This is a genomic window from Burkholderia sp. PU8-34 (genome assembly GCF_053427725.1).
The window spans coordinates 46485-66213 of the sequence record NZ_JBSAXC010000009.1; the positions used below are offsets into that span (position 1 = coordinate 46485).

The window sequence follows — 19729 nt, forward strand, 5'->3', positions numbered from 1 at the left end:
ATGCCGCTGCTTTCGTTGAAAAACATCAACCTGCGTTTCAAGCGCTTCGAAGGGACGGCGCACATCCTGCACGATCTCAACCTGGAAGTGCACGCGCACGAGCACGTGGCCGTAGTCGGAGAGTCCGGCTGCGGCAAGTCGCTGACCCTGCGAGTGATTCTCGGACTGATCGATGGACGGGACGCCCGAATCGACGGGGACGTCGTCTTCAATGATCGAATCCTGCGACGCAAGGACTTTCCGTCGGTGCGCGGCAGGGATATCGCGATGATTTTCCAGGATCCGATGGCGTCGCTCAATCCGACCTTCACGGTTGGCGATCAGTTGCGCGCGGTGGCTCGCCGGTCGCGGTCGTTCGCGTCGCGACGCGCGCTCGACAAACTGTGCGCCGATTCGTTGCGGCAGGTCGCCATCGACGATCCGGAGCGCATTCTGGCGGCATATCCATTTCAGCTGAGCGGTGGATTGTGCCAGCGCGTGCTGATCACGATGGCACTGCTGAACGAGCCGAAGCTCATCCTCGCGGACGAGCCGGGCACGGCGCTCGACGTGACCGTGCAGCGCCAGACAATGAACCTGCTGTCGCGGCGCGTCGACGATACCGGTGCCGCGGTTCTCCTGATCACGCATAACCTCGGTGTGGTCCGCGAGTTTGCGCATCGGGTGTACGTGATGTATGGCGGCACGATCGTCGAGCAGGGAAGTACTGCCGACATATTCAACAACGCCCGACATCCCTATACGCGCGCGCTGCTGGCCAGCGTGCCGCGGCTGACCGGAGACGGGCTGCCGGTCGGTATCGACGGGTCCGTGCCGGACTACCTGGCGCCACCTTCGGGATGCCGTTTCATGCCGCGATGTCCACACGCGACGGCCGCATGTGCGAAGCCGGTGGCGGAATCCGTCGTCGGCGACGGACACACCGTTCGCTGTGTGTTGTTTCAGCATTCGCAGGAGGCGTGTCATGCGTAATCATTTGCTTGGCGTGAACAATGTGAGCCGGATATTCGGCCGGGGCGACAAGCCTGTTCATGCGTTGCGCGATGTCACCCTGACGCTGTACGAAGGGGAAACGCTCGCGATCGTCGGCGAATCGGGCAGCGGCAAGACGACGCTCGCCAACATGGTCCTGGGGCTCGACGAGCCGTCTCACGGCGAAATTGAATTTCGTGGCGAACGGCTTCGCAAGGATCGCAATCCGGAATTGCGCCGTGCGATTCAACTTGTCCAGCAGAATCCCACGACAACGCTTAATCCGCGACGGACCATCGAGCAAAGCGTCGGGCTTGCGCTCGACGTCCATCGGCTCGGCACACGTGCGGAACGTCGTGCCAGGATCGTCGATCTGCTGGAGACAGTCGGTCTTGGCGCGGACTATCTGACGCGCGTTCCGGCGCAGTTGTCCGGAGGCCAGCGTCAACGTGTTGCGATCGCCCGCGCACTCGCCGCGAGTCCGGAATTGGTGGTGCTCGACGAGCCGACCAGCGCGCTCGACGTGTCGGTGCAGGCCAAGGTCCTTGCCTTGCTCCGGGAGCTACAGCAGCAGGAGCACCTCACATACATGTTCATCACGCACGATCTCGGCGTGGTGCGCAATGTGAGCGACCGGGTCGCGGTTTTCTACCGGGGGAGGATCGTCGAAGCGGGCCGGACCGAAGCCATCTTCGCGCGCCCCCGGCACCCATACACGCGCATGCTGTTCGCGAGTATTCCCGTCGTCAGCGAAGCCGAGGCTGCGTTGAAGCCTCAATGGGACTGGGACAAGGTTGTCGACAGCCGGGCGATCGCCGGCGACGGTTGCCCGTTCCGCCCAAGGTGCCCGTATGCGACTGCCCGATGCGGCGCGATGCCGTCACTCGACGATACGGGTGACGGTCACACAGTGGCCTGTTTCGCAGTCGATACAGGCAATCAGGATGGCAGCCGGGACTAGACCGGGCCTTGCAGTCCAGGAACATACTTTGTAGTGGAACTGAAAAATGACAACGCAGGATCTGATTCGAGTAGCGACTGATGTTGGCGGCACGTTTACCGATCTCGTTTGCTTCAGGATCGACGGCGAATCGGGACGCCAGTCGGTCGTGACTGCCAAGAGCGATACGACGCCACACGCGTTTCAAAAGGGCGTCGTGAACGTGATCGCCAAGGCCGGCATCGAGCCGGAAGAGATCGGGCACCTGGTGCACGGCACGACAGTCGTGATCAATGCACTGACCGAGCGAAAGGGTGCCAGGGTTGGATTGATCACGACGGAAGGTTTCAAGGATGTGCTGGAGATCGCGCGCGGAAACCGGCCGGATTTCTTTAATCTCGCCTACCGCAAGCCGACGCCGTTCGTGCCGCGTCATCTTCGTCGTGAAGTGGCTGGCCGTCTCGACTTTACCGGGCGTGAGCGCAGCCCGTTGTCGCTCGATGGGTTGGCCGCAATCGTTGACGATTTCCGGACCCAGGGCGTCGAGGCGATTGCCGTCTGTCTGCTCCACGCCTATGCCAATCCAGCGCACGAACTGGCGGTGCTCGCCGCTCTCGGCGAGCTGTGTCCGGATCTGCCGGTAGTCGCGTCGCACCAGATCACTCGGGAATGGCGCGAATTCGAGCGGACGAATACGACGGTGCTGTCCGCTTATGTGCAACCGGTCACCGTCCGGTATCTGAACTCGCTGCAGGATGAGATGCGCGCGCGCGGTTTTGGCGGACGCCTTTACGTGATGCAATCGAATTGCGGCGTCGATTCCATCGAGAAGACCTGCGAGGCGCCGGTGGCAATCGTCGAATCGGGGCCCGCGAGTGGCTTTCGTGGCGCAGCGGAGCTGGGGCGCCAAATCGGCGAGCGGAACATCCTCGCACTCGATATCGGCGGCACGACTGCAAAGTGCAGCCTGATTCGAGATGGACAGGTTACCGTGGTGACCGACTACTGGATCGAACGTAGCGCGTTGTCGGCCGGCTATCCGATGATGGTGCCGGTGGTGGATCTCGTCGAGATCGGAAACGGCGGGGGCAGTATCGCGAGTGTCGACGATTTCGGCAAGTTGCATGTCGGCCCGGAAAGCGCGGGTTCGACACCGGGGCCGGCTGCTTATGGTCGCGGAGGCGTCAATGCGACGACGACCGACGCGAACCTTGCGCTCGGCCGCATCAACTCGGCCTACTTCTGCGGCGGCGAACTCGAGGCGGACATGGCCGCGGTGCATCGCGCACTGGGAATGCTCGGCGAGAAGCTCGGCATGTCGGGCGAGGACGTCGCGCGCGGCATCATTCGGATTGCGAACCAGAATATGGTGAACGCGCTGAAGCTCGTCTCGCTGAATCGCGGCCACGACCCACGCGAATTCAGTCTTGTTGCGTTCGGTGGCGGCGGAGCGATGCATGCCGTTGCGCTGGCGTCCGAGCTGGGCATGCGGCGAGTCGTGATCCCGCGTGCGGCCGCTGTATTTTCCGCCTACGGAATGATCACGAGCGACTTCCGGCGCGATTATTTCGTGACGCGCCTGATGGCGCTCGACGACAGTGCCGCTCATGCCATCGCCGGCGCCGTCGGCGAGATCGAGCAGCCGGCGATCGCCCGTTTCGAAGCCGAGGGTATCCAGCGCGACAGGATCTCGTTCGAGCGGCTGGTTCGCCTGCGCTACCGGAATCAGGAGCATTCGGTCGAAGTGCCGCTTACGAGCGGACTGGTCGATACGGACGCGATCACAGCTGCGATCGGCCTGTTCCATGAGCTTTACGAGCGCGAATACACGTATCGCCTCGATGCGGACGTCGAACTCGTCTCGATACACGTGATCGCCACCGCAGCGATCGACAAGCCGGGGCTAAGCCGCCTTCCCGTCACGGGGAAGCGCTTGGGCGATGCGAAGAAAGGCGTCCGGCCAGTCGACTACGCCGAAGAGGGCGTGCATGAAGCCGGGATCTACGACGGCGAAGCGCTCGAACCGGGAATGACGTTCGAAGGTCCGGCGATCATCGAGAGCAAGGGAACGACGACCGTCGTCCACCCGGGCAATCGAGTGACTGTCGATCCTTACGGGAATTTCCTGATCGACCTGAATCCTGAAGCGAACTGACCGACGCAACGTCCGGTCTTCGAATTGACAGCAATCGTGCATGTGCCCGCACCACCGACGATGGACGTGGTGCGTGAGCATCGGCGAGCTACAGCATGAAAAGGCATAACCATGAATAGTGTTCGAACATTCGACCCGATCACATTGGAGATCATTCAAAGTTCGCTGCAGGCGATCAGCGACGAGATGTTCGCCGCGCTGAAAAAGACTGCGATGAGCGCAATCATTTATGAAGTGCTCGACATGGGCACGGCGATCACGGATGGCGACGGGAACCTCGCTTCGTCCGGCGCGGGCATCCCGTCGTTCGTCGGCGTCCTTGACAAGGCCGTCAAGAAAGTGCTGGAGATTCATGGCCGGGACGGCGTTCGCCCCGGCGATATCTTCGTGACGAACGATCCTTATTTCGGCGGCGTGACGCACCTGAACGACGTCGTGCTCGCGATGCCCGTGTTCGTCGGAGACGAACTCGTCGCGTGGACGTCCAATATCGCGCACTGGAACGATGTCGGCGGAAAGGCGCCCGGGTCGTTTTCACCCGATGCAACCGAGATCTATCAGGAAGGGTTGCGGCTTCCCGCTGTCAAGCTCGTCGATCGCGGCACGCCGGTGAACGCGGTGATCGAAATCATGAAGGCGAACAGCCGGCTGCCGAGATTCCTCGAGGGGGACATGTGGGCCGGAATTGCGTCGGTGCGCATCGGCGCGCGGCGGCTCGAGGAGCTCGCGGGGAAGTACGGAGCGGATACGCTCGTAGTGGCCATGCAGCGTTTCATGGACTACGGCGAGGTCGTCTCGCGTGCAGCCATGAAGAACCTGCCGCGCGGCCGCTTCAGTTTTTCGGAAGAACAGGACAACGGTCTCGTCTACACCGCGACGATCGAGATCACGGACGACGAGTTCATCGTCGATCTCACCGGCAACCCGGACCAGGACACGGGACCGAATAATACCTGCCGCGACGGCGCGACGATCGCAGCACAAATGATCTTCAAGAACGTGACCTCGCCGATCGGCGTGACCAACGGCGGTACGTTCCGGCCGTTGAAGGTCATCACGCGACCGGGCTCGGTATTCGATGCGCAGGCCCCGGCTGCGTTCGGTATCTACTATGAAGTGGAGATGCGGCTGTACGACGTGCTGTGGCGCTGCCTTGCCGCGCACGTTTCCGAATACCTGCCGGCAGGGCATTTCTCCAGCGTGTGCGGCACGCTGATCAGCGGCCCGAATCCCGAGACGGGCGAGCTGTTCACGATCGTCGAACCGCAGGTCGGTGGCTGGGGCGGGGCGCGATTCGCCGACGGCAACAGCGCGATGTTCAGCGCTCACCACGGCGAAACCTTCAATTGTCCGGCCGAAGTGGCCGAAGCCCGTTACGGTCTGTACGTTGAGCAACTGTCGCTTAACGACGAGCCGGGCGGAGAGGGACGCTTTCGCGGTGGCAAGGGAATCGTTCTCGACTATCGTGTGCGTTCGGACGACACGTTCCTCACGTGCTCGTATTCGCGCCACAAGCATGTGCCCTGGGGGATCGCCGGCGGGCGGGACGGCACGCCCAACTATGTCGAGGTCATTCGAGCCGACGGTACGTCGGAACGTCTTGCCGTTGCGAACGGGAAGCGTCTGAACAGCGGCGACATTGTGCGGGTCGTCACGGGGAATGGGGGCGGATATGGCGACCCTGGCGAGCGTGCAGACGCCGCGATCGCTGCCGACCTGCGGGACGGCTACGTCAGGGCCGAGCGTGCGCGTGAAGTCTACGGTTCCCTGGGGGCAGCGGATCGGGATCAGCATGAGCACCAGTGACATGTCCGGTCAGCATTCGCCGCGCGTGATCCGTCAGCGTGTGAGGGTCCTGCGTTCCGCAATGAAGGCGCATGGTCTTGCGGCCTACATCGTTCCGACGGGCGATCCGCACCTTTCCGAGTATCCGCTATTGCGGTGGCGAGCGCGCGAATGGCTGAGCGGCTTCAGCGGCTCGGCAGGAACGCTGGTCGTCACGGCCGACAGCGCGGACTTGTTCACCGACGGCAGGTATTGGGAACAGGCGGAGGCTGAACTGGACGGCACGGGAATCGGTGTGCGACGCGTTCACGATGCGCGTGCCCAGGGCGCGCTCGATTTGCTTGGCAGTGTGCTCGAACCCGGTGACCGAGTCGGGGTGGATGGTCGGATGATCAGTCTCCGCGAAGGGCATGCGCTGTGTGAGCGCCTGGCCGCCGCCAAACTGGCGCTTCACTCGTCCGGCGACGTGCTGGCAACGGTATGGCCCGACCGCCCAGGGGAGCCAACGGGCGCCATTTCGTTACATCCTCGCCCGTATGCGGTGAGAACCGTGGCCCAGAATCTCTGGGAACTGCGGGTCGCCATGAAGCGTACCGGTGCATCGTGGCATCTCGTTTCCACGCTTGACGACATCGCATTCCTGCTGAATTTGCGCGGTAATGACATCGACTATAACCCGGTGTTTGCGGCGCATCTTGTGGTGGGAATGTCGAGCGCGAGATTGTATGTCGGCACCGAGCGGATCTCGGCTGAGCTCTGCGACGCCCTTGCAGTCGAACGGGTGCTGATCGAGCCGTATCGCGAGGCTGCAGACCTGATCGCCGCAATCCCTTCTGGCGACCGCGTGTTGGTGGATCCGGCCAGAACGACGTTCAGCATTGCCGATGCCGCGCGAGCGGCGAGCGTCGATTTCGTTGCCGAGACAAATCCGAGTGCATTGTCGAAGTCGCGCAAGCTGCCGATCGAGCGAGCGCATATCCATAAGGCGATGCGTCAGGACGGCGCTGCATTGTGCGAGTTCTTCTCGTGGCTCGAAGCCGCGATCGAGGCCGGCGAGCCTGTTTACGAGTGGGAAATTCACGACAGGCTCGTCGCGTTTCGCGCGGGCCGACAGGGATTCGTCGGTGCGAGCTTTGAAACGGTCGCAGGGTTCAATGCGAATGGTGCGCTTCCGCACTACTCGCCGAGCAGGCAGGGCAGCGCGCAAATTACGGGCAGTGGCATGCTGCTTGTGGATTCGGGTGGCCATTACCTGGGCGGAACGACCGATGTCACACGCGTCGTTCCCCTTGGCGAACCGAGTCGTGCACAAAAGCGAGATTACACGCTCGTACTCAAGGCGCTGATCGCGCTGAGCACGTCTCATTTTCCCGAAGGCGTTCATGCGCCGGTGCTCGACGCTATCGCGAGACGGCCGCTGTGGCGACGCGGCGTCGACTACAACCACGGAACCGGGCATGGCGTCGGCTATTTCCTGAACGTTCACGAAGGCCTTTTCGCTATCAACTACTTCCGCGCGTCGGACGCGAGCATGGCGATCCGCGAAGGGATGATCACCTCAATCGAACCGGGCATTTATCGTCCAGGACGATGGGGAATTCGCCTCGAGAACCTCGCCGCGACCATCGGTGCACAGCGTACACAGTTCGGAGCGTTCCTGAGGTTCGAGACACTCACGCTCTGTCCATTCGACCGTCGATGCATCGAGCGGTCCATGCTCGCCGATAGCGAGGTTCGTTGGTTGAACGATTATCACGCGCGGGTTCGTAAAGAGCTGACGGACCTGGTGTCCGGCCCGGCAGCGGACTGGCTCATTCAACATACGGAGCCCGTTCAGTGAGGTGACGGTTCGATTTCGGGCCGGTCGCAATAGTTGAGATTTACGAAGAGGATAAATTTTTTACTAGTTGTTTTGCAATACTAATTAAAGGGGTTTGGAGATGTGGAAGAACGGTATCGCGTTGGTGGCTCTTGCCGCCGCATCCAGTGCGGCCTTTTCGCAAAGCACTGTCACGCTGTATGGGGTGGTGGATGTCGGGGTTACCTATCTAAGCAGTCAGGTTACGTCGGACCAGGCTGGAAACAGAACCGGCGGCAAGAGCGTGGCGATGACGGGCGGAAATAACTTCCCTTCCGTCTTCGGATTGAAGGGCGTCGAGGATCTGGGCGGCGGGACGCAGGCAATCTTTACTCTGGAAAACAGCTTCGTCACCCCGACGGGAGCCTTGCTTCAACCCAATACCCTGTTCAACCATCAGGCCTATCTGGGTCTCAGTAACGGGTCATACGGCACGATTACGTTTGGCCGCCAGTTTGACCCCTACACGTCATATCTGGGTGTGCTCGCGTCGAGCTGCAATGGTGCGTCTTACATCGGGTCGCACTTCGGCGACATCGACAACCTCAACTTCGCGATGAACATCCCCAACGCGCTGAAGTACGAGAGCCCCACCTGGAATGGCTTCAAGTTCGGTGCGCTCTATAGCTTCGGTGGAAAGGCGGGCAGTATCGCCACGAACAGTGCGTGGTCTCTCGGACTGAATTACAGCAATGGACCGGTGACGCTGGCGGCCGGCTACCTCTACGTCAACCATCCGTTCCAGTCGGCGCTGGGCGGCGGTGCGAACGGAGACGACAGCGGGTATATCGGCGATCTTAGCTGGTCGGCACTCGGGCCCGCGCCCTATGATCAGATTCAGAACGCCAATTCGCTCTCGAACCTTGGGGTCGGCGGCTCGTACACGTTCGGGAGCGCGACCATGGGGCTCTTGTATACCCATTCCCGTCTGGCGAACAGCCTTTATTTCGCTCAAGCCAACAGCGGTTCGGGCAGCGACGTGACGTTCGACACTGTGGAGCTCAACGGGACTTATAACCTGTCCGAAGCCCTTGTGCTTGGCGCAGCCTACAGCTACGAATTTGGCCACGTGAAGACGACGGGACAGCGTCCGAAATTCCATATCGCCAGCGTCGACCTGACCTACAACCTGTCAAAGCGGACAGCGCTGTACGGGATTCTCAACTACGAACATGCGGGCGGCGACGGCATCGGCCGCTATACGAATCCGGTGACGGGGGAAACGACTTCCGGCCTGCCGCTTGCTCAGCTTGCTGCGCTCGGCACGGCCAATTCCCGTAACCAGGTTGCGGTGACGGTGGGCATCCGGCATACATTCTAATGTGGTGGGCGCGCCGGAACGGTTAGTCGAAGGAGCGCGATCCGGCGCTGGTCCGCGAGGACATCAAGAACGGCTACATCACCGCCGAAAGCGTGCGTGAGGTCTATGGCGTCAGCCTTTGACATCTGACGATCCCCGGACCATCGGCCGGGGATCGAACCCAACGGAGGAGAAACACATGAGCACGCAAACGCTCAGGATCATGTATCTCAATCCCGTCGGCGAGGACGAAACCGTCGACGCGATCTTCGCCGCCATGGCGCGGGATCACAAATTGCCCTGCACGGAAGTGCATATCGCAGCCCTGCCGAAAGCCCGCTACGGCTTTTCCCATATCGAATTCCGCACATATGAGGCGCTTGTGACGCGGGGCATCATCCGCGCCGTGCGCACGGCCGCATTGGAAGGCTTCGACGCGCTTGCCATCGGCTGTTTCTACGACACGGCGCTGGACGATGCGCGCGAGATTTCGGGCGATATGGTCATCACCGGGCCCTGCATCGCCTCCTGCGAGATTGCCGCAAGCCTGTCCAACCGCTTCGCCATCATCGTCGGCCGGCGTAAATGGGTGCACCAGATGCAGTCCCTCATGCACGGCTACGGCCATGCCGAACGCCTTGCGGGCTTCTATGACGTCGGCCTCGGCGTCGACGATTTCCAGAAGGATCACGACGAGACCAACCGTCGGCTGCTTGCTGCCGGCCGCAAGGCCGTGGAGGAGGGCGGCGCGGAAGCGCTGATCCTTGGCTGCACGATGGAGATCGGATTCTATAAGGAGATTGAGAAGGAACTCGGCATCCCGGTCATCGACCCCGCTATCGCCGCATTGAAGCGCGCGGAATATGCCGCGCTTCTCAAGCGCCAGTGCGGCTGGGTGCCGAGCCGCAAGGGCTCCTGTGAAGCGCCTTCGGAAGCCGAGCTTGCCGCCTTCAATGCTTTTCCGGATGACGAGCCAGTCTTCGGCAGCCGTATCGTCATTCCCGCTACCTGAACGAGGACAAAACCATGAACGAACAGACCGGCACCGACCTCGTCGCAATCGCGCCGGGCTCCCACATGGAGTGGGTGCTGGGCTTCGATCCGCATCCCGACGAACGCCGCTGTGTGCTCCTCATCGGCCCGAACAAGGAAGCCTTCGTGATGCCGGCGCTGAATGCCGAGGGCAGCCGCGAGTTCTGCGAGATCGCCTTTCACAACTGAGCGGATGACGAAGGCCCGCACGCGGCGCTCCGCGCAGAAGCGCCCGGTCCCGTCGCGCTTGACGAGACGATGCGTGCCGACTTCGCCCTGCTGCTCATCAATGCGCTGCCGGCCGATACGCGCCGCGACTTCACGCCGGCGACGCTCGCTGGCCTTCGCATGCGCAAGGACAGCAGCGAATACGCCAAGCCGAAGATGAATGCCGGTATTGCCGACCGCGCCATGCAGGTGGCGTTCTTCGCCATCAAACCGGGCATGACCAAGAAGGAACTCGCCGCCGAAATACGCGAGCATTTCTCCGAGGAAGGCGCCTCGCCGCAGTTCTGGATCGTGGGCGCGGGTGGAAACCGTGCTTCCCCGCACCATTCGGAGAGCGAAAGCGTCATCCAAGAAGGCGACGCGGTGGTAAGCGACATCGGCGGACGCAAGCAGGGCTTCCCGTCCGACATCACCCGCATTGCCGTCGTCGGCGTGCCGCCGGAGGAATACGGCGAGATCCGCACGACCGTGGAAGAGGTCGTGCAGGCCGCGATGAACGCCGCCTCCCCGGCGTGCTCGCCACGCGAGGTGGCTGCGGCCGCCCGCAAGGTCATCGCGGATGCCGGCTACGGCGAGCATTTTGTGCACCACACCGGCCACGGCATGGATATCGACGGCCACGAACCACCTATATCGCCGCGACGTCGGAAACCGTACTCGAAGAAGGCATGGTTATTCCCATCGAGCCCGGCATCTATTTGCCCGGCCGTTTCGGCATCCGCCTGGAGGACATCGTCATCCGGCGCGAGGACGGCCCAGAAATACTCTCTTCACTACCACGCAACACATACCTTGGAGGTCTAAGATGAACAGGACTGCACGCGCTTGGGTTATTGATAGTTATAGCGGCTATCAGGGTTTGAAACTCATCAGGGTTCCGGTCGAGGAGCCGGGGCCGGGGGAAGTTCGCCTTCGAATTGAGGCATTCGCTCTTAACTGGGGCGACATGGACTTGATGATTGACAACTATTCGTTCCGTTTCCACCACTTTCCCGCCTGCGTCGGGATTGAAGCTGCAGGAATTGTAGAAGCTGTCGGTGCCGGAGTAGAAGGAATCGATGTAGGAAGCCGCTACTGCACCTTACCGCATTTTTATTTTAATAGAGGTGCCAGCTCGGAGACGTTGATCATCAACTCCCGTTATATTACTCGGGCACCCGATGGCCTGTCAGCTATCGAAAGTGCATCGATTTGGATGCAATACCTGACCGCGTATTTTCCTCTTGCTGAAGTATCAAGAGTTGGGCCGGGCAGCTTTGTGCTTGCCACTGCCGCAACCTCGACTGCCGGATCGGCATCACTGGAAATAGGTAGTATTCTAGGCGCAACGATGATCGGAACGACTCGGTATGCCACCAATATCAGGTATTTGGAAGAAAAAGGGGCGTCCCATGTTATTGTCACTGATGGTAGGGAAGCCTCGCTCGCCGAGGAACTGTTAGCAATTACAGAAGGCAAGGGAATAGACGTCGTATTCGATCCAATCGGCGACGGTCTCATTTCCAAGTATAGCCCCGCTTTCGCGCGCGACGCGCGCGTCTACTTCTACGGCACTATTGATAATATGGCACCCGACCTGCCGCTGCTGGACATGTTTCAGAAGAACGTGGTGTTCCATCCCTACTCGGTGTTCAACTATGTTGAAAACCCTTCGATGAAGCAACGCGGTACCGACTTCGTTTACACACAGCTTGCCAAGGGAGCGATCAGTCCTTCGATCGACCGCGTCTTTCCGATGAAGGCCTATATCGAGGCTTGGGACTATCTAAGTGCTACCCGTTCGAGCCATGGTAAGGTGGTCATAGACGCTTGTATCTAGATCGTAAGGCGGAATTCGAAAAGCGCGTCGACCTGGTCTGGCCAGGTCGCAACGCGTCTTAACGTAAACGCATTTCGTCATTTAACGAAGATGTCTATACAAAAAAGGGCAACTGGTTGCGAGTTTTTTTCGAGATCATGCAATTTGTCTGCGAGACGCGCCAGGACTGGATTTGAGATCGGCGAGGCCAGATCGGTTAGAGTCCAGATTTCTGGACTCGTCAAAGGGGTATTCGTACCTTTCGCGCAAATTCTGGCAGCCAGTTGCCGCAGCCCTTATCCCGTGAGGCTCCGCGGCGCTGTGACAGCTTATAAAGACGCGGTCTTGCAAGCCGCTGATCAGAAAGACATTTCCGAACCAAAGCGCCAGAATTTGCACGAAAGGTACGAATACCCCCACGATGAAATTGACGACGTGTTCCGCTCATGGAATCCTGGGTTCGGGCCCCGCTGCGTACGAGCGCGCGCGACCCTTCCTGATACTTACGCTTCACCGCCCGCAGGATCTCGTCGTTGAAGTCGCTGTCTTTACGCCTGGTCATAGGACCCCTCTGGGAGCCTGGAAAGTGGACCGTTCCGGTCTGGCTCCATTAGCCTGTCCAAGGCGCCGGTGGGCCGGATGCGTCGACGGGCAGGTGCCGTACGCTGGCACGCACGGCCGTTGCGGAATTGTCCGAGGAAAATGAAAACCAGTGTGACGATTACACAACAGTTTCATGTGCTATATCGGCTCTCTTATCGGTCCCTGCCGACTGCTGTCGAGATCCACTCAACTTGGAACTCTCGCGCCACTTCAAAGAAGCAGTCGTGGTTCGGCGCCGGCGGCCGATGGCTGGGAAGCGGCAGTTTGCGGGCGCGGGTGAACTGCAACAAGCACATGCGTCGCTAGCGTTGTGAGTTAGAAATTCATTGAATAATGAGCCTCCTGTAGTACCGTGTAGTGAATGTCACGAACACGAAGAGGCGGCGATGAGCGGAAGACCCAAGGCGGAACTCGTGTTGAGCGAAGCGGAGCGCGAGCAACTCACGGCGCTGACGATGCGCCGCAAGACAGCGCAGGCGGCGGCATTGCGAGCGCGGATCGTGCTGGCCTGCGCCGATGGCATCGACAACAAGACGGTCGCGGTGAAACTGCGGGTCACCCAGCAAACGGTATCGAAGTGGCGTGCGCGCTACGTGGCGCATCGGCTCGATGGTTTGCTCGATGCGCCGCGTCCCGGTGCGCCCAGAACGATTGACGATACGCGTGTCAACGCCGTTATTGCGAAGACGCTCGAATCGGTACCTGCGGGAGCAACGCACTGGAGTACGCGCACGATGGCTCGGGAGATGGAACTCTCGCAGACGGCCGTGTCGCGAATCTGGCGAGCCTTTGGTCTGCAACCGCATCGGCAGGAGACCTTCAAACTCTCGAGCGATCCGCTGTTCGTTGACAAGGTTCGCGATATCGTCGGCCTGTATCTCGATCCACCCCTGAAGGCAATGGTGTTGTGCGTGGATGAGAAGAGCCAGATCCAGGCGTTGGACCGCACTCAGCCCATGCTGCCGTTGGCCCCCGGCATTCCTGAGCGCCGTACTCACGACTATATGCGCCACGGCACCACCACACTGTTCGCTGCGCTGGACATCGCCACCGGCGAAGTCATCGGCGAATTGCATCGGCGCCATCGCAGCAGCGAATTCCTGCAGTTCCTGCGCACGATCGACGCCAGCGTGCCCGCCGAAATGGATGTGCATCTGGTGATGGACAACTACGGTACGCACAAGACGCCTTCGATCAAAAACTGGTTCGCTCGTCATTCGCGCTTCCATGTTCACTTCACTCCGACTTCCGCGTCGTGGCTCAATCAGGTCGAACGCTGGTTCGCTACGCTCACCGAGAAGTACATTCGGCGTGGCACGCATCGCTCGACACGGCAACTTGAAGAGGCGATCCGGCATTACCTCGATGTCTATAACGCGGATCCTCGACCGTTCGCCTGGAGCAAATCGGCCGATGAAATTCTCGCCAGCCTCGAACGGTTTTGCTCGCGGATCCAAAGAGTCTCGGAATAACCGTCATGAACATCGACACTGTTGCCATCGACGACGCCGTCCTCGCGCTCCTCTACTTGACCCTGCATGACCATAACCGTGCCTGGAAGAGCTTCGATTGGGACGCGCTTAACCGACTTTATGAACGCGGCCTCATCGGCGACCCCGTCAACAAAGCGAAATCCGTGATCCTTACTGAAAAGGGGTTGCGTGAATCCGAACGCCTCTTCAAACAGCATTTCGTCGCCGCTGGCAGCAAAACCAATAATTAAACGAATTTCTAACTCACAACACTAGTGGTGCGCCCGTAGCGACAGGCGCGGTTGTCGTGGGCAGGCATGAATCAATCAGACCGCTCCGTGCGCCAAGGTAGACATTTCAGCGCATGACGGAGCACGCTTGCGCCCCTCGCCAGTCAGGTATTGGCCGAGCGGATCATGTCGATGAGTTGACGCAGGCCGGGCAGCGTCTGCCGCCGGCTTGGGTAGTACATGACCATGGGGGGACCGGCGACCGCCCATTTCGCCAGGACCACTTCAAGTCGACCGGCCGCGATGTCGTCGGCCACGCGCCGTTCAAGGCAGTATGCGAGCCCGACGCCGTTCAGTGCGGCGTCGACGGTCGTGTCCGTCTCGTTGGCGCTTACCGGGCCGGGCACGTCAAGTTCGAGTGCCTGGCGTCCACTGCCAAGCTCCCAGCGATAAAGCGAGTTGTCGCCGATGCGTATTCGGATACACGAGTGGCGCATCAGGTCGTCTGGCTTCGTCGGTTTTCCATGCCGCGCCAAGTACGCGGGAGATCCCACTATCACCCAGCGCAGAGGCGGTGTCAGCGGTACGGCGATCATGTCGCGTGCGACCGTGTCGCCATAGCGGATGCCGGCGTCGTAGCCGTCGGCAACGATGTCGACCAGGCGATCGTCGACGGTGATGTCGAGCTGGATTTCCGGGTATGCCTCGGTGAATGCCGGCAGGATCGGGCTGATCAGCAGGCGCGACGCGTCGCGCGGCACGTTGATACGCAGGCGGCCGACCGGCGAAGTGCGGTAGCGATCGAGTTGGTCGATGGCCGTGCCGATGGTCTCGAAGCCTTTGCCAAGCTGTTCTGCAAGCGCACTGCCGGCCGCAGTCGGCACCACCGAGCGACTGGTGCGATTGAGCAGTTTCACGCCCAGCCGCGCTTCGAGATTGCGCATGGCGTGGCTTAGCGCGGACGTCGACACCCCCAGTTCGACGGCCGCCTGGCGGAAGCTGCGGCGGCGGCAGATGGTGACGAACACATTGAGGTCGGCAAGTTCGGTGCGAGTGAAAGCGGGCATGGCAGACAGATGGCGTGGTTGCCTAAATGGCTTGTTGAATCCAATTCAACGACATATGAGCTAGATTTTACGCTTCGTGCGGTGGCCGAGTGCAGGTCAAACGCGCGCAGGCAACCATCCCGTGGAGTGTTTGAGCATGAATATCGAAACCATACGAATTGAAGGCATCCCGATCGCGGCATCGCGCATTGCGCTGGGTACATGGGCGATCGGCGGCTGGATGTGGGGCGGCGTTGACGACGATGCCTCCGTGGCCACGATTCGCAGCGCGCTCGACCGCGGCATCAATCTGATCGACACCGCACCGGTGTATGGATTCGGCCATTCGGAGGAGGTGGTCGGGAAGGCACTGGCCGGCATGCGCCAGCGTGCGGTGATCGCGACCAAGGTGGGGCTCGAATGGGGCAATGGCGGCGTGCGGCGCAACGCCACGCCGGCGCGCATTCGACAGGAGATCGAGGATTCGCTGCGCCGTTTGCGCACCGATTACATTGACCTGTACCAGGTGCACTGGCCAGACACACGGGTCCCGTTTGAAGAAGCCGCAGCCGAACTGGAAAAACTCCGCGTGGAAGGAAAGATCCTGGCCGTCGGCGTTAGCAACTACGCTCCGCGGCAGATGGATGCATTCTCGGTGGCGACAAAGCTCGCGACAGTCCAGCCGCCGTACAACCTGTTCGAGCGCGCGATCGAGACCGACGTCCTGCCATACGCACGCGAGCAAGGGCTTGTCGTGCTGGCCTACGGCGCGCTGTGCCGCGGTCTGTTGTCCGGGCGCATGAACGCGTCCACCGTGTTCGATGGCGATGACCTGCGCAAGACGGACCCGAAGTTCCAGCAGCCGCGTTTCGCGCAATACCTGGCAGCCGTCGAGGCGCTCTCTGTCTTTGCCCGCGAGCGCCAAGGCAAATCGGTGCTGGCATTGGCGATCCGCTGGATTCTCGACCGGGGACCCACGATCGCGCTGTGGGGCGCGCGTCGCCCGGACCAGTTGCGCGGCATCGGCGATGCGATCGGATGGAGGTTGAGCGCACAGGACATGGAGGACATCGATGCGTTGCTCAAACAGTATGTGACCGATCCGGTCGGGCCGGAATTCATGGCGCCTCCGCTGCGCTAGTACCGAGTGGCAGTCACGGGCAACGCGATCGGGCGGCCTGGACCGCCACCGCGGCGTTGCCGGGGTGCTTCAACATGGTTGGCTATTTGGAGTTTCATTATGCAGATTGGATTTGTCGGGCTTGGCTCAATGGGCGCCGCGATCGCCATGAACCTGGTCGAGTCCGGGCACGAGGTGCAAGTGTTTAACCGCAGCGCCGCGCGCACCGAACCCCTGAGCAGGGCTGGGGCCTCGGTCGCTGCGAGCCCTGCGGAGGCTGCACATCGGGTCGACGTCGTATTTTCGATGGTCGCTGACGATGCGGCGCTGACCTCGGTCACGCTCGGCGAGAATGGAATCCTTGCGGGGCTCAGACCTGACGCACTGCACATCTCGCTCAGCACGATCGGCGTGGATACGGCTCAGGCTCTTACCGCCCGACATGTTGACGCCGGGTTGGGCTTTGTCTCGGCCCCGGTTTTTGGGCGGCCCGACGCGGCGGCGGCGCGAAAGCTCTTCATCATGGCGGCAGGCGCGGACGAACACCTGAAGATTGCGGTGCCCTTGCTGGAAGAACTGGGGCAGTCCGTCGGTATCGTCGGGACCGATCCCTCACAGGCGAATCTCGTCAAGCTGATTGGCAACTTCATGCTGTCCGCAATTATCGAGACCCTGGGTGAGGCCTGCGCGGTGGCTGGCAAGGCGGGCATCGAACCAATGCGCCTCGTTGAACTGCTGACGAGCGCGAACTTCAATGCGCCGCCGTACAAGATCTACGGTCCATTGATCGCGTCGCAGCAGTTCCAGCCACCGGGCTTTTCGTTGCCACTCGGTCAGAAGGACAACCGCCTGATGTTGGCCGCCGCTGAGGCGTTGGGTGTGCCGCTGCCGCTTGCGAGTCTCGTGCACGACCGGTGCCTGACCTTGCGCTCACAAGGGTTTGGTGCCGCGTATGACTGGTCAGCCATGGCATTGTGTGCGTTGTCCGACGCGGGCATGTGCTAGCCGGTTCACGGCGGGCGAGTGCTTCAGGTAGCAACCGACTGCGGACATCGACACAGCATGAACGTCTGTTAAGTGGCACGGCTGACCAGGAGTCCAGCCATGCTTCTCTGACTGCGGCCACTTGCTTTAACGCGATTGCCCATGCCAAGCGGTCGAATTAAGGATACCAAATGGGTGATACGGTTTGCAAAATGATCCATGCCGGTTGGGTTTTGTTTGCGCTTGCCATTGGCGGATTCGCTATCGGTACGACCGAGTTCGCAACGATGAGCCTGTTACCGCTTTTCGCGCGCAGCCTTGGGATCGATGCGCCTACCGCAGGGCATGTCATCAGCGCGTACGCGCTCGGTGTCGTCGTCGGCGCGCCGGTCATTGCGGTGTTGGGTGCGCGGGTTCCCCGCCGCACGCTGCTGATCGTGCTGATGGGCATGTTTGCTTTAGCCAATGGGTTGAGCGCACTAGCACCAAACTACCACTGGATGCTGATCTTCCGATTCCTAAGCGGGTTGCCGCATGGCGCCTATTTTGGCGTGGCCGCATTGGTGGCGGCGTCTCTCGTACCGGAGAATCGGCGCACGGTGGTGGTAGGGCGTGTCTTCCTCGGCTTGACGTTCGCGACCATCATTGGCGTGCCGATGGCGAACTGGTTGGGGCAAGCAATCGGATGGCGCTGGAGTTTCGTGCTCGTTGCGCTGCTCGGCGTTCTGACCATGGCGTGCGTATGGCGCCTTGCGCCGAGCGAGCCGGCTCATCCCGAATCAAGTCCACTGCGCGAACTCGGCGCACTGAAGCGCGCCCAGGTGTGGTTGACGCTCGGCATCGGAGCGGTCGGATTCGGCGGGATGTTCGCCGTGTACACCTATCTGGCGGATGTGCTTGGGGCTGTCACCGGTGTCTCAGCGCAGGCGATTCCGATCGTGCTGAGCGTGTTCGGTGTGGGTTTTATGATTGGAAATATCCTGGTGCCGATCGTTGCCGATCGCGCCTTGATGCGCACGGCTGGCACACTGTTGCTGTGGAGCGCGGTCTCACTGGCGGTATTTCCGTTCATGGCATCCAACATCTGGACGCTAACGCTCGATGTATTCCTGATCGGCATTGGCGGGTCGCTCGGCACGGTTCTTCAGACACGACTGATGGATGTCGCGGAGGACGCCCAAGGGCTCGCGGCAGCGTTGAATCATTCCGCATTCAATACGGCGAACGCGCTCGGACCGTTTCTCGGCGGACTGGCGATCGCGGCGGGATACGGATGGACGGCGCCGGGATGGGTCGGCAGTCAGCTCGCAATGGGTGGTCTGATCCTCTGGTTCGTTGCTGTTGCCGCGGAGCGTAGTCGTGCTGGCAAAGGTTCGACTATCCGCGAAAACATTCCACGTTGAAGACGAGATTGATTACCGGTTTCTGACAGTAGATGGGGGATGAACAAGGGGAGGGTTTATGCGCCGCAGCGCATAATTCCGATTCCCGGCCGACCCTCCAATACCCGCGGGATGCAGCAATCCACCCCGCTTGCCGGAAACCGGCGAGCGCGCGGCAGATCGGCCGGCTGGCGCCCGTATCGGTCCCGACACGTGTTGACGGTGAGCATTTACGGGACCGGGATACGCGCTGAGAGGACGTGCGTGGGCGGTAGGACATCGGGCGCCTTGGATGCCCGCTGAGCGACACGGATTGCCAAAATCGGCCGCGAGCCGCCAATCTCCGACAACGCAGGAGTGACCAGGCTCGGCTATTCACGCTTGCTCCCGAACGGGCAATCGCGGCCAACCGCATGGGTTGACGACTAGGCGCTAGCAACATTGCGGACCTACGGGCGTACAAATTTCGGGTTGGCCGGAGCGAAACGGCGCTGAGTCGCGATACGGCTCATTTCCTGAGAAACCTGCTGGCGACCGGCACATCCCTTATCAAACCATGGCTAGCGACGTTCGCTGCGGCCCCATACGTAGTGCACCCACCGCCGCCACCGGCTTTGCGGCGGAGCCGGTGAGTTGTGCGCAGCCTGCGCGTCGCGGTCGCGCTCGACGCTCTTCTGCACCTGTTCGTGGATCTGTCGCAACGTCATGCCGCCGGGGCCTTTCAGTTTGTCGGGATCGGAATCAGGATCGAGATCGGGATCGTCTGTCATGGGAGTCGCTTGTTCCTGATGAGGCGACTTGATCTTGATACAGATGCGCAGTCG

At 61.1% G+C, this 19729-nt stretch carries 16 protein-coding genes and 1 pseudogene; 15 read left to right on the top strand and 2 right to left on the bottom strand.

All coding sequences use genetic code 11. The annotated features are described in order from the left end of the window. From ACV22Z_RS21440 to ACV22Z_RS21495, 12 genes and pseudogenes are all read left to right on the top strand, one after another. Complete coding sequence (locus ACV22Z_RS21440) at positions 1–972, top strand: ABC transporter ATP-binding protein (RefSeq protein ID WP_448078290.1); 972 nt, start codon at positions 1–3, stop codon at positions 970–972. Continuing rightward, on the top strand, positions 965–1933 hold the full coding sequence (locus tag ACV22Z_RS21445; protein WP_448078291.1) for an ABC transporter ATP-binding protein: 969 nt from the start codon (positions 965–967) through the stop codon (positions 1931–1933). Before ACV22Z_RS21440 ends, ACV22Z_RS21445 begins: the two co-directional genes overlap by 8 nt. 46 nt (positions 1934–1979) lie before the next feature. After that, positions 1980–4067, top strand: a complete 2088-nt coding sequence (locus ACV22Z_RS21450; RefSeq protein ID WP_448078292.1) for a hydantoinase/oxoprolinase family protein — start codon at positions 1980–1982, stop codon at positions 4065–4067. 111 nt (positions 4068–4178) lie between these two features. Further along, positions 4179–5873, top strand: coding sequence for a hydantoinase B/oxoprolinase family protein (locus ACV22Z_RS21455; RefSeq protein WP_448078293.1), 1695 nt, complete (start codon positions 4179–4181; stop codon positions 5871–5873). After that, entirely contained in the window at positions 5860–7692 is a 1833-nt protein-coding gene (locus tag ACV22Z_RS21460) for an aminopeptidase P family protein (protein ID WP_448078294.1), read from the top strand. The genes ACV22Z_RS21455 and ACV22Z_RS21460 overlap by 14 nt, the downstream gene beginning before the upstream one ends. Before the next feature lie 100 nt (positions 7693–7792). Then, positions 7793–9031: a porin gene (locus ACV22Z_RS21465; RefSeq protein ID WP_448078295.1), complete on the top strand. Its 1239-nt coding sequence runs from the start codon at positions 7793–7795 to the stop codon at positions 9029–9031. A 178-nt stretch (positions 9032–9209) separates the two neighbouring features. After that, positions 9210–10022: an aspartate/glutamate racemase family protein gene (locus ACV22Z_RS21470; protein WP_448078296.1), complete on the top strand. Its 813-nt coding sequence runs from the start codon at positions 9210–9212 to the stop codon at positions 10020–10022. Between the two features lie 14 nt (positions 10023–10036). Further along, complete coding sequence (locus ACV22Z_RS21475) at positions 10037–10231, top strand: hypothetical protein (RefSeq protein WP_448078297.1); 195 nt, start codon at positions 10037–10039, stop codon at positions 10229–10231. 255 nt (positions 10232–10486) lie between these two features. After that, a pseudogene (locus ACV22Z_RS21480) lies at positions 10487–11079 on the top strand (M24 family metallopeptidase). Next, complete coding sequence (locus ACV22Z_RS21485; protein WP_448078298.1) at positions 11076–12089, top strand: zinc-binding dehydrogenase; 1014 nt, start codon at positions 11076–11078, stop codon at positions 12087–12089. Before ACV22Z_RS21480 ends, ACV22Z_RS21485 begins: the two are co-directional and overlap by 4 nt. Positions 12090–13057: 968 nt before the next feature. Beyond that, positions 13058–14143 (top strand): IS630 family transposase, encoded by a 1086-nt coding sequence (locus tag ACV22Z_RS21490; protein WP_448078299.1) that lies wholly within the window; start codon positions 13058–13060, stop codon positions 14141–14143. A gap of 5 nt (positions 14144–14148) precedes the next feature. After that, entirely contained in the window at positions 14149–14394 is a 246-nt protein-coding gene (locus ACV22Z_RS21495) for a DUF6429 family protein (RefSeq protein WP_448078300.1), read from the top strand. A 143-nt stretch (positions 14395–14537) separates the two neighbouring features. Here the strand turns inward: ACV22Z_RS21495 and ACV22Z_RS21500 are convergent, their stop codons facing one another. Next, positions 14538–15440, bottom strand: coding sequence for a LysR family transcriptional regulator (locus tag ACV22Z_RS21500; protein ID WP_448078301.1), 903 nt, complete (start codon positions 15438–15440; stop codon positions 14538–14540). 136 nt (positions 15441–15576) lie between these two features. Here ACV22Z_RS21500 and ACV22Z_RS21505 point away from each other — a divergent pair, with 136 nt between their 5' ends. The 3 genes from ACV22Z_RS21505 to ACV22Z_RS21515 all read left to right on the top strand — a co-directional run bounded on the left by ACV22Z_RS21505 (position 15577) and on the right by ACV22Z_RS21515 (position 18926). Then, the gene (locus ACV22Z_RS21505; RefSeq protein WP_448078302.1) at positions 15577–16560 is read left to right on the top strand and encodes an aldo/keto reductase; all 984 of its coding nucleotides are present in this window, start codon (positions 15577–15579) and stop codon (positions 16558–16560) included. A 99-nt stretch (positions 16561–16659) separates the two neighbouring features. Next, on the top strand, positions 16660–17544 hold the full coding sequence (locus ACV22Z_RS21510) for an NAD(P)-dependent oxidoreductase (RefSeq protein WP_448078303.1): 885 nt from the start codon (positions 16660–16662) through the stop codon (positions 17542–17544). Positions 17545–17714: 170 nt separating this feature from the next. Continuing rightward, positions 17715–18926, top strand: coding sequence for an MFS transporter (locus ACV22Z_RS21515; RefSeq protein WP_448078304.1), 1212 nt, complete (start codon positions 17715–17717; stop codon positions 18924–18926). A gap of 539 nt (positions 18927–19465) precedes the next feature. Here the strand turns inward: ACV22Z_RS21515 and ACV22Z_RS21520 are convergent. Beyond that, positions 19466–19675: a hypothetical protein gene (locus ACV22Z_RS21520; protein WP_448078305.1), complete on the bottom strand. Its 210-nt coding sequence runs from the start codon at positions 19673–19675 to the stop codon at positions 19466–19468. Positions 19676–19729: the final 54 nt, after the last annotated feature.

What these genes read in the sequence shown, in the direction of transcription:
- ACV22Z_RS21440 (WP_448078290.1), top strand. Translation starts at nt 1, where the DNA reads ATGCCGCTGCTTTCGTTGAAAAACATCAACCTGCGTTTCAAGCGCTTC.
- ACV22Z_RS21445 (WP_448078291.1), top strand. Translation starts at nt 965, where the DNA reads ATGCGTAATCATTTGCTTGGCGTGAACAATGTGAGCCGGATATTCGGC.
- ACV22Z_RS21450 (WP_448078292.1), top strand. Translation starts at nt 1,980, where the DNA reads ATGACAACGCAGGATCTGATTCGAGTAGCGACTGATGTTGGCGGCACG.
- ACV22Z_RS21455 (WP_448078293.1), top strand. Translation starts at nt 4,179, where the DNA reads ATGAATAGTGTTCGAACATTCGACCCGATCACATTGGAGATCATTCAA.
- ACV22Z_RS21460 (WP_448078294.1), top strand. Translation starts at nt 5,860, where the DNA reads ATGAGCACCAGTGACATGTCCGGTCAGCATTCGCCGCGCGTGATCCGT.
- ACV22Z_RS21465 (WP_448078295.1), top strand. Translation starts at nt 7,793, where the DNA reads ATGTGGAAGAACGGTATCGCGTTGGTGGCTCTTGCCGCCGCATCCAGT.
- ACV22Z_RS21470 (WP_448078296.1), top strand. Translation starts at nt 9,210, where the DNA reads ATGAGCACGCAAACGCTCAGGATCATGTATCTCAATCCCGTCGGCGAG.
- ACV22Z_RS21475 (WP_448078297.1), top strand. Translation starts at nt 10,037, where the DNA reads ATGAACGAACAGACCGGCACCGACCTCGTCGCAATCGCGCCGGGCTCC.
- ACV22Z_RS21485 (WP_448078298.1), top strand. Translation starts at nt 11,076, where the DNA reads ATGAACAGGACTGCACGCGCTTGGGTTATTGATAGTTATAGCGGCTAT.
- ACV22Z_RS21490 (WP_448078299.1), top strand. Translation starts at nt 13,058, where the DNA reads ATGAGCGGAAGACCCAAGGCGGAACTCGTGTTGAGCGAAGCGGAGCGC.
- ACV22Z_RS21495 (WP_448078300.1), top strand. Translation starts at nt 14,149, where the DNA reads ATGAACATCGACACTGTTGCCATCGACGACGCCGTCCTCGCGCTCCTC.
- ACV22Z_RS21500 (WP_448078301.1), bottom strand. Translation starts at nt 15,440, where the DNA reads ATGCCCGCTTTCACTCGCACCGAACTTGCCGACCTCAATGTGTTCGTC.
- ACV22Z_RS21505 (WP_448078302.1), top strand. Translation starts at nt 15,577, where the DNA reads ATGAATATCGAAACCATACGAATTGAAGGCATCCCGATCGCGGCATCG.
- ACV22Z_RS21510 (WP_448078303.1), top strand. Translation starts at nt 16,660, where the DNA reads ATGCAGATTGGATTTGTCGGGCTTGGCTCAATGGGCGCCGCGATCGCC.
- ACV22Z_RS21515 (WP_448078304.1), top strand. Translation starts at nt 17,715, where the DNA reads ATGGGTGATACGGTTTGCAAAATGATCCATGCCGGTTGGGTTTTGTTT.
- ACV22Z_RS21520 (WP_448078305.1), bottom strand. Translation starts at nt 19,675, where the DNA reads ATGACAGACGATCCCGATCTCGATCCTGATTCCGATCCCGACAAACTG.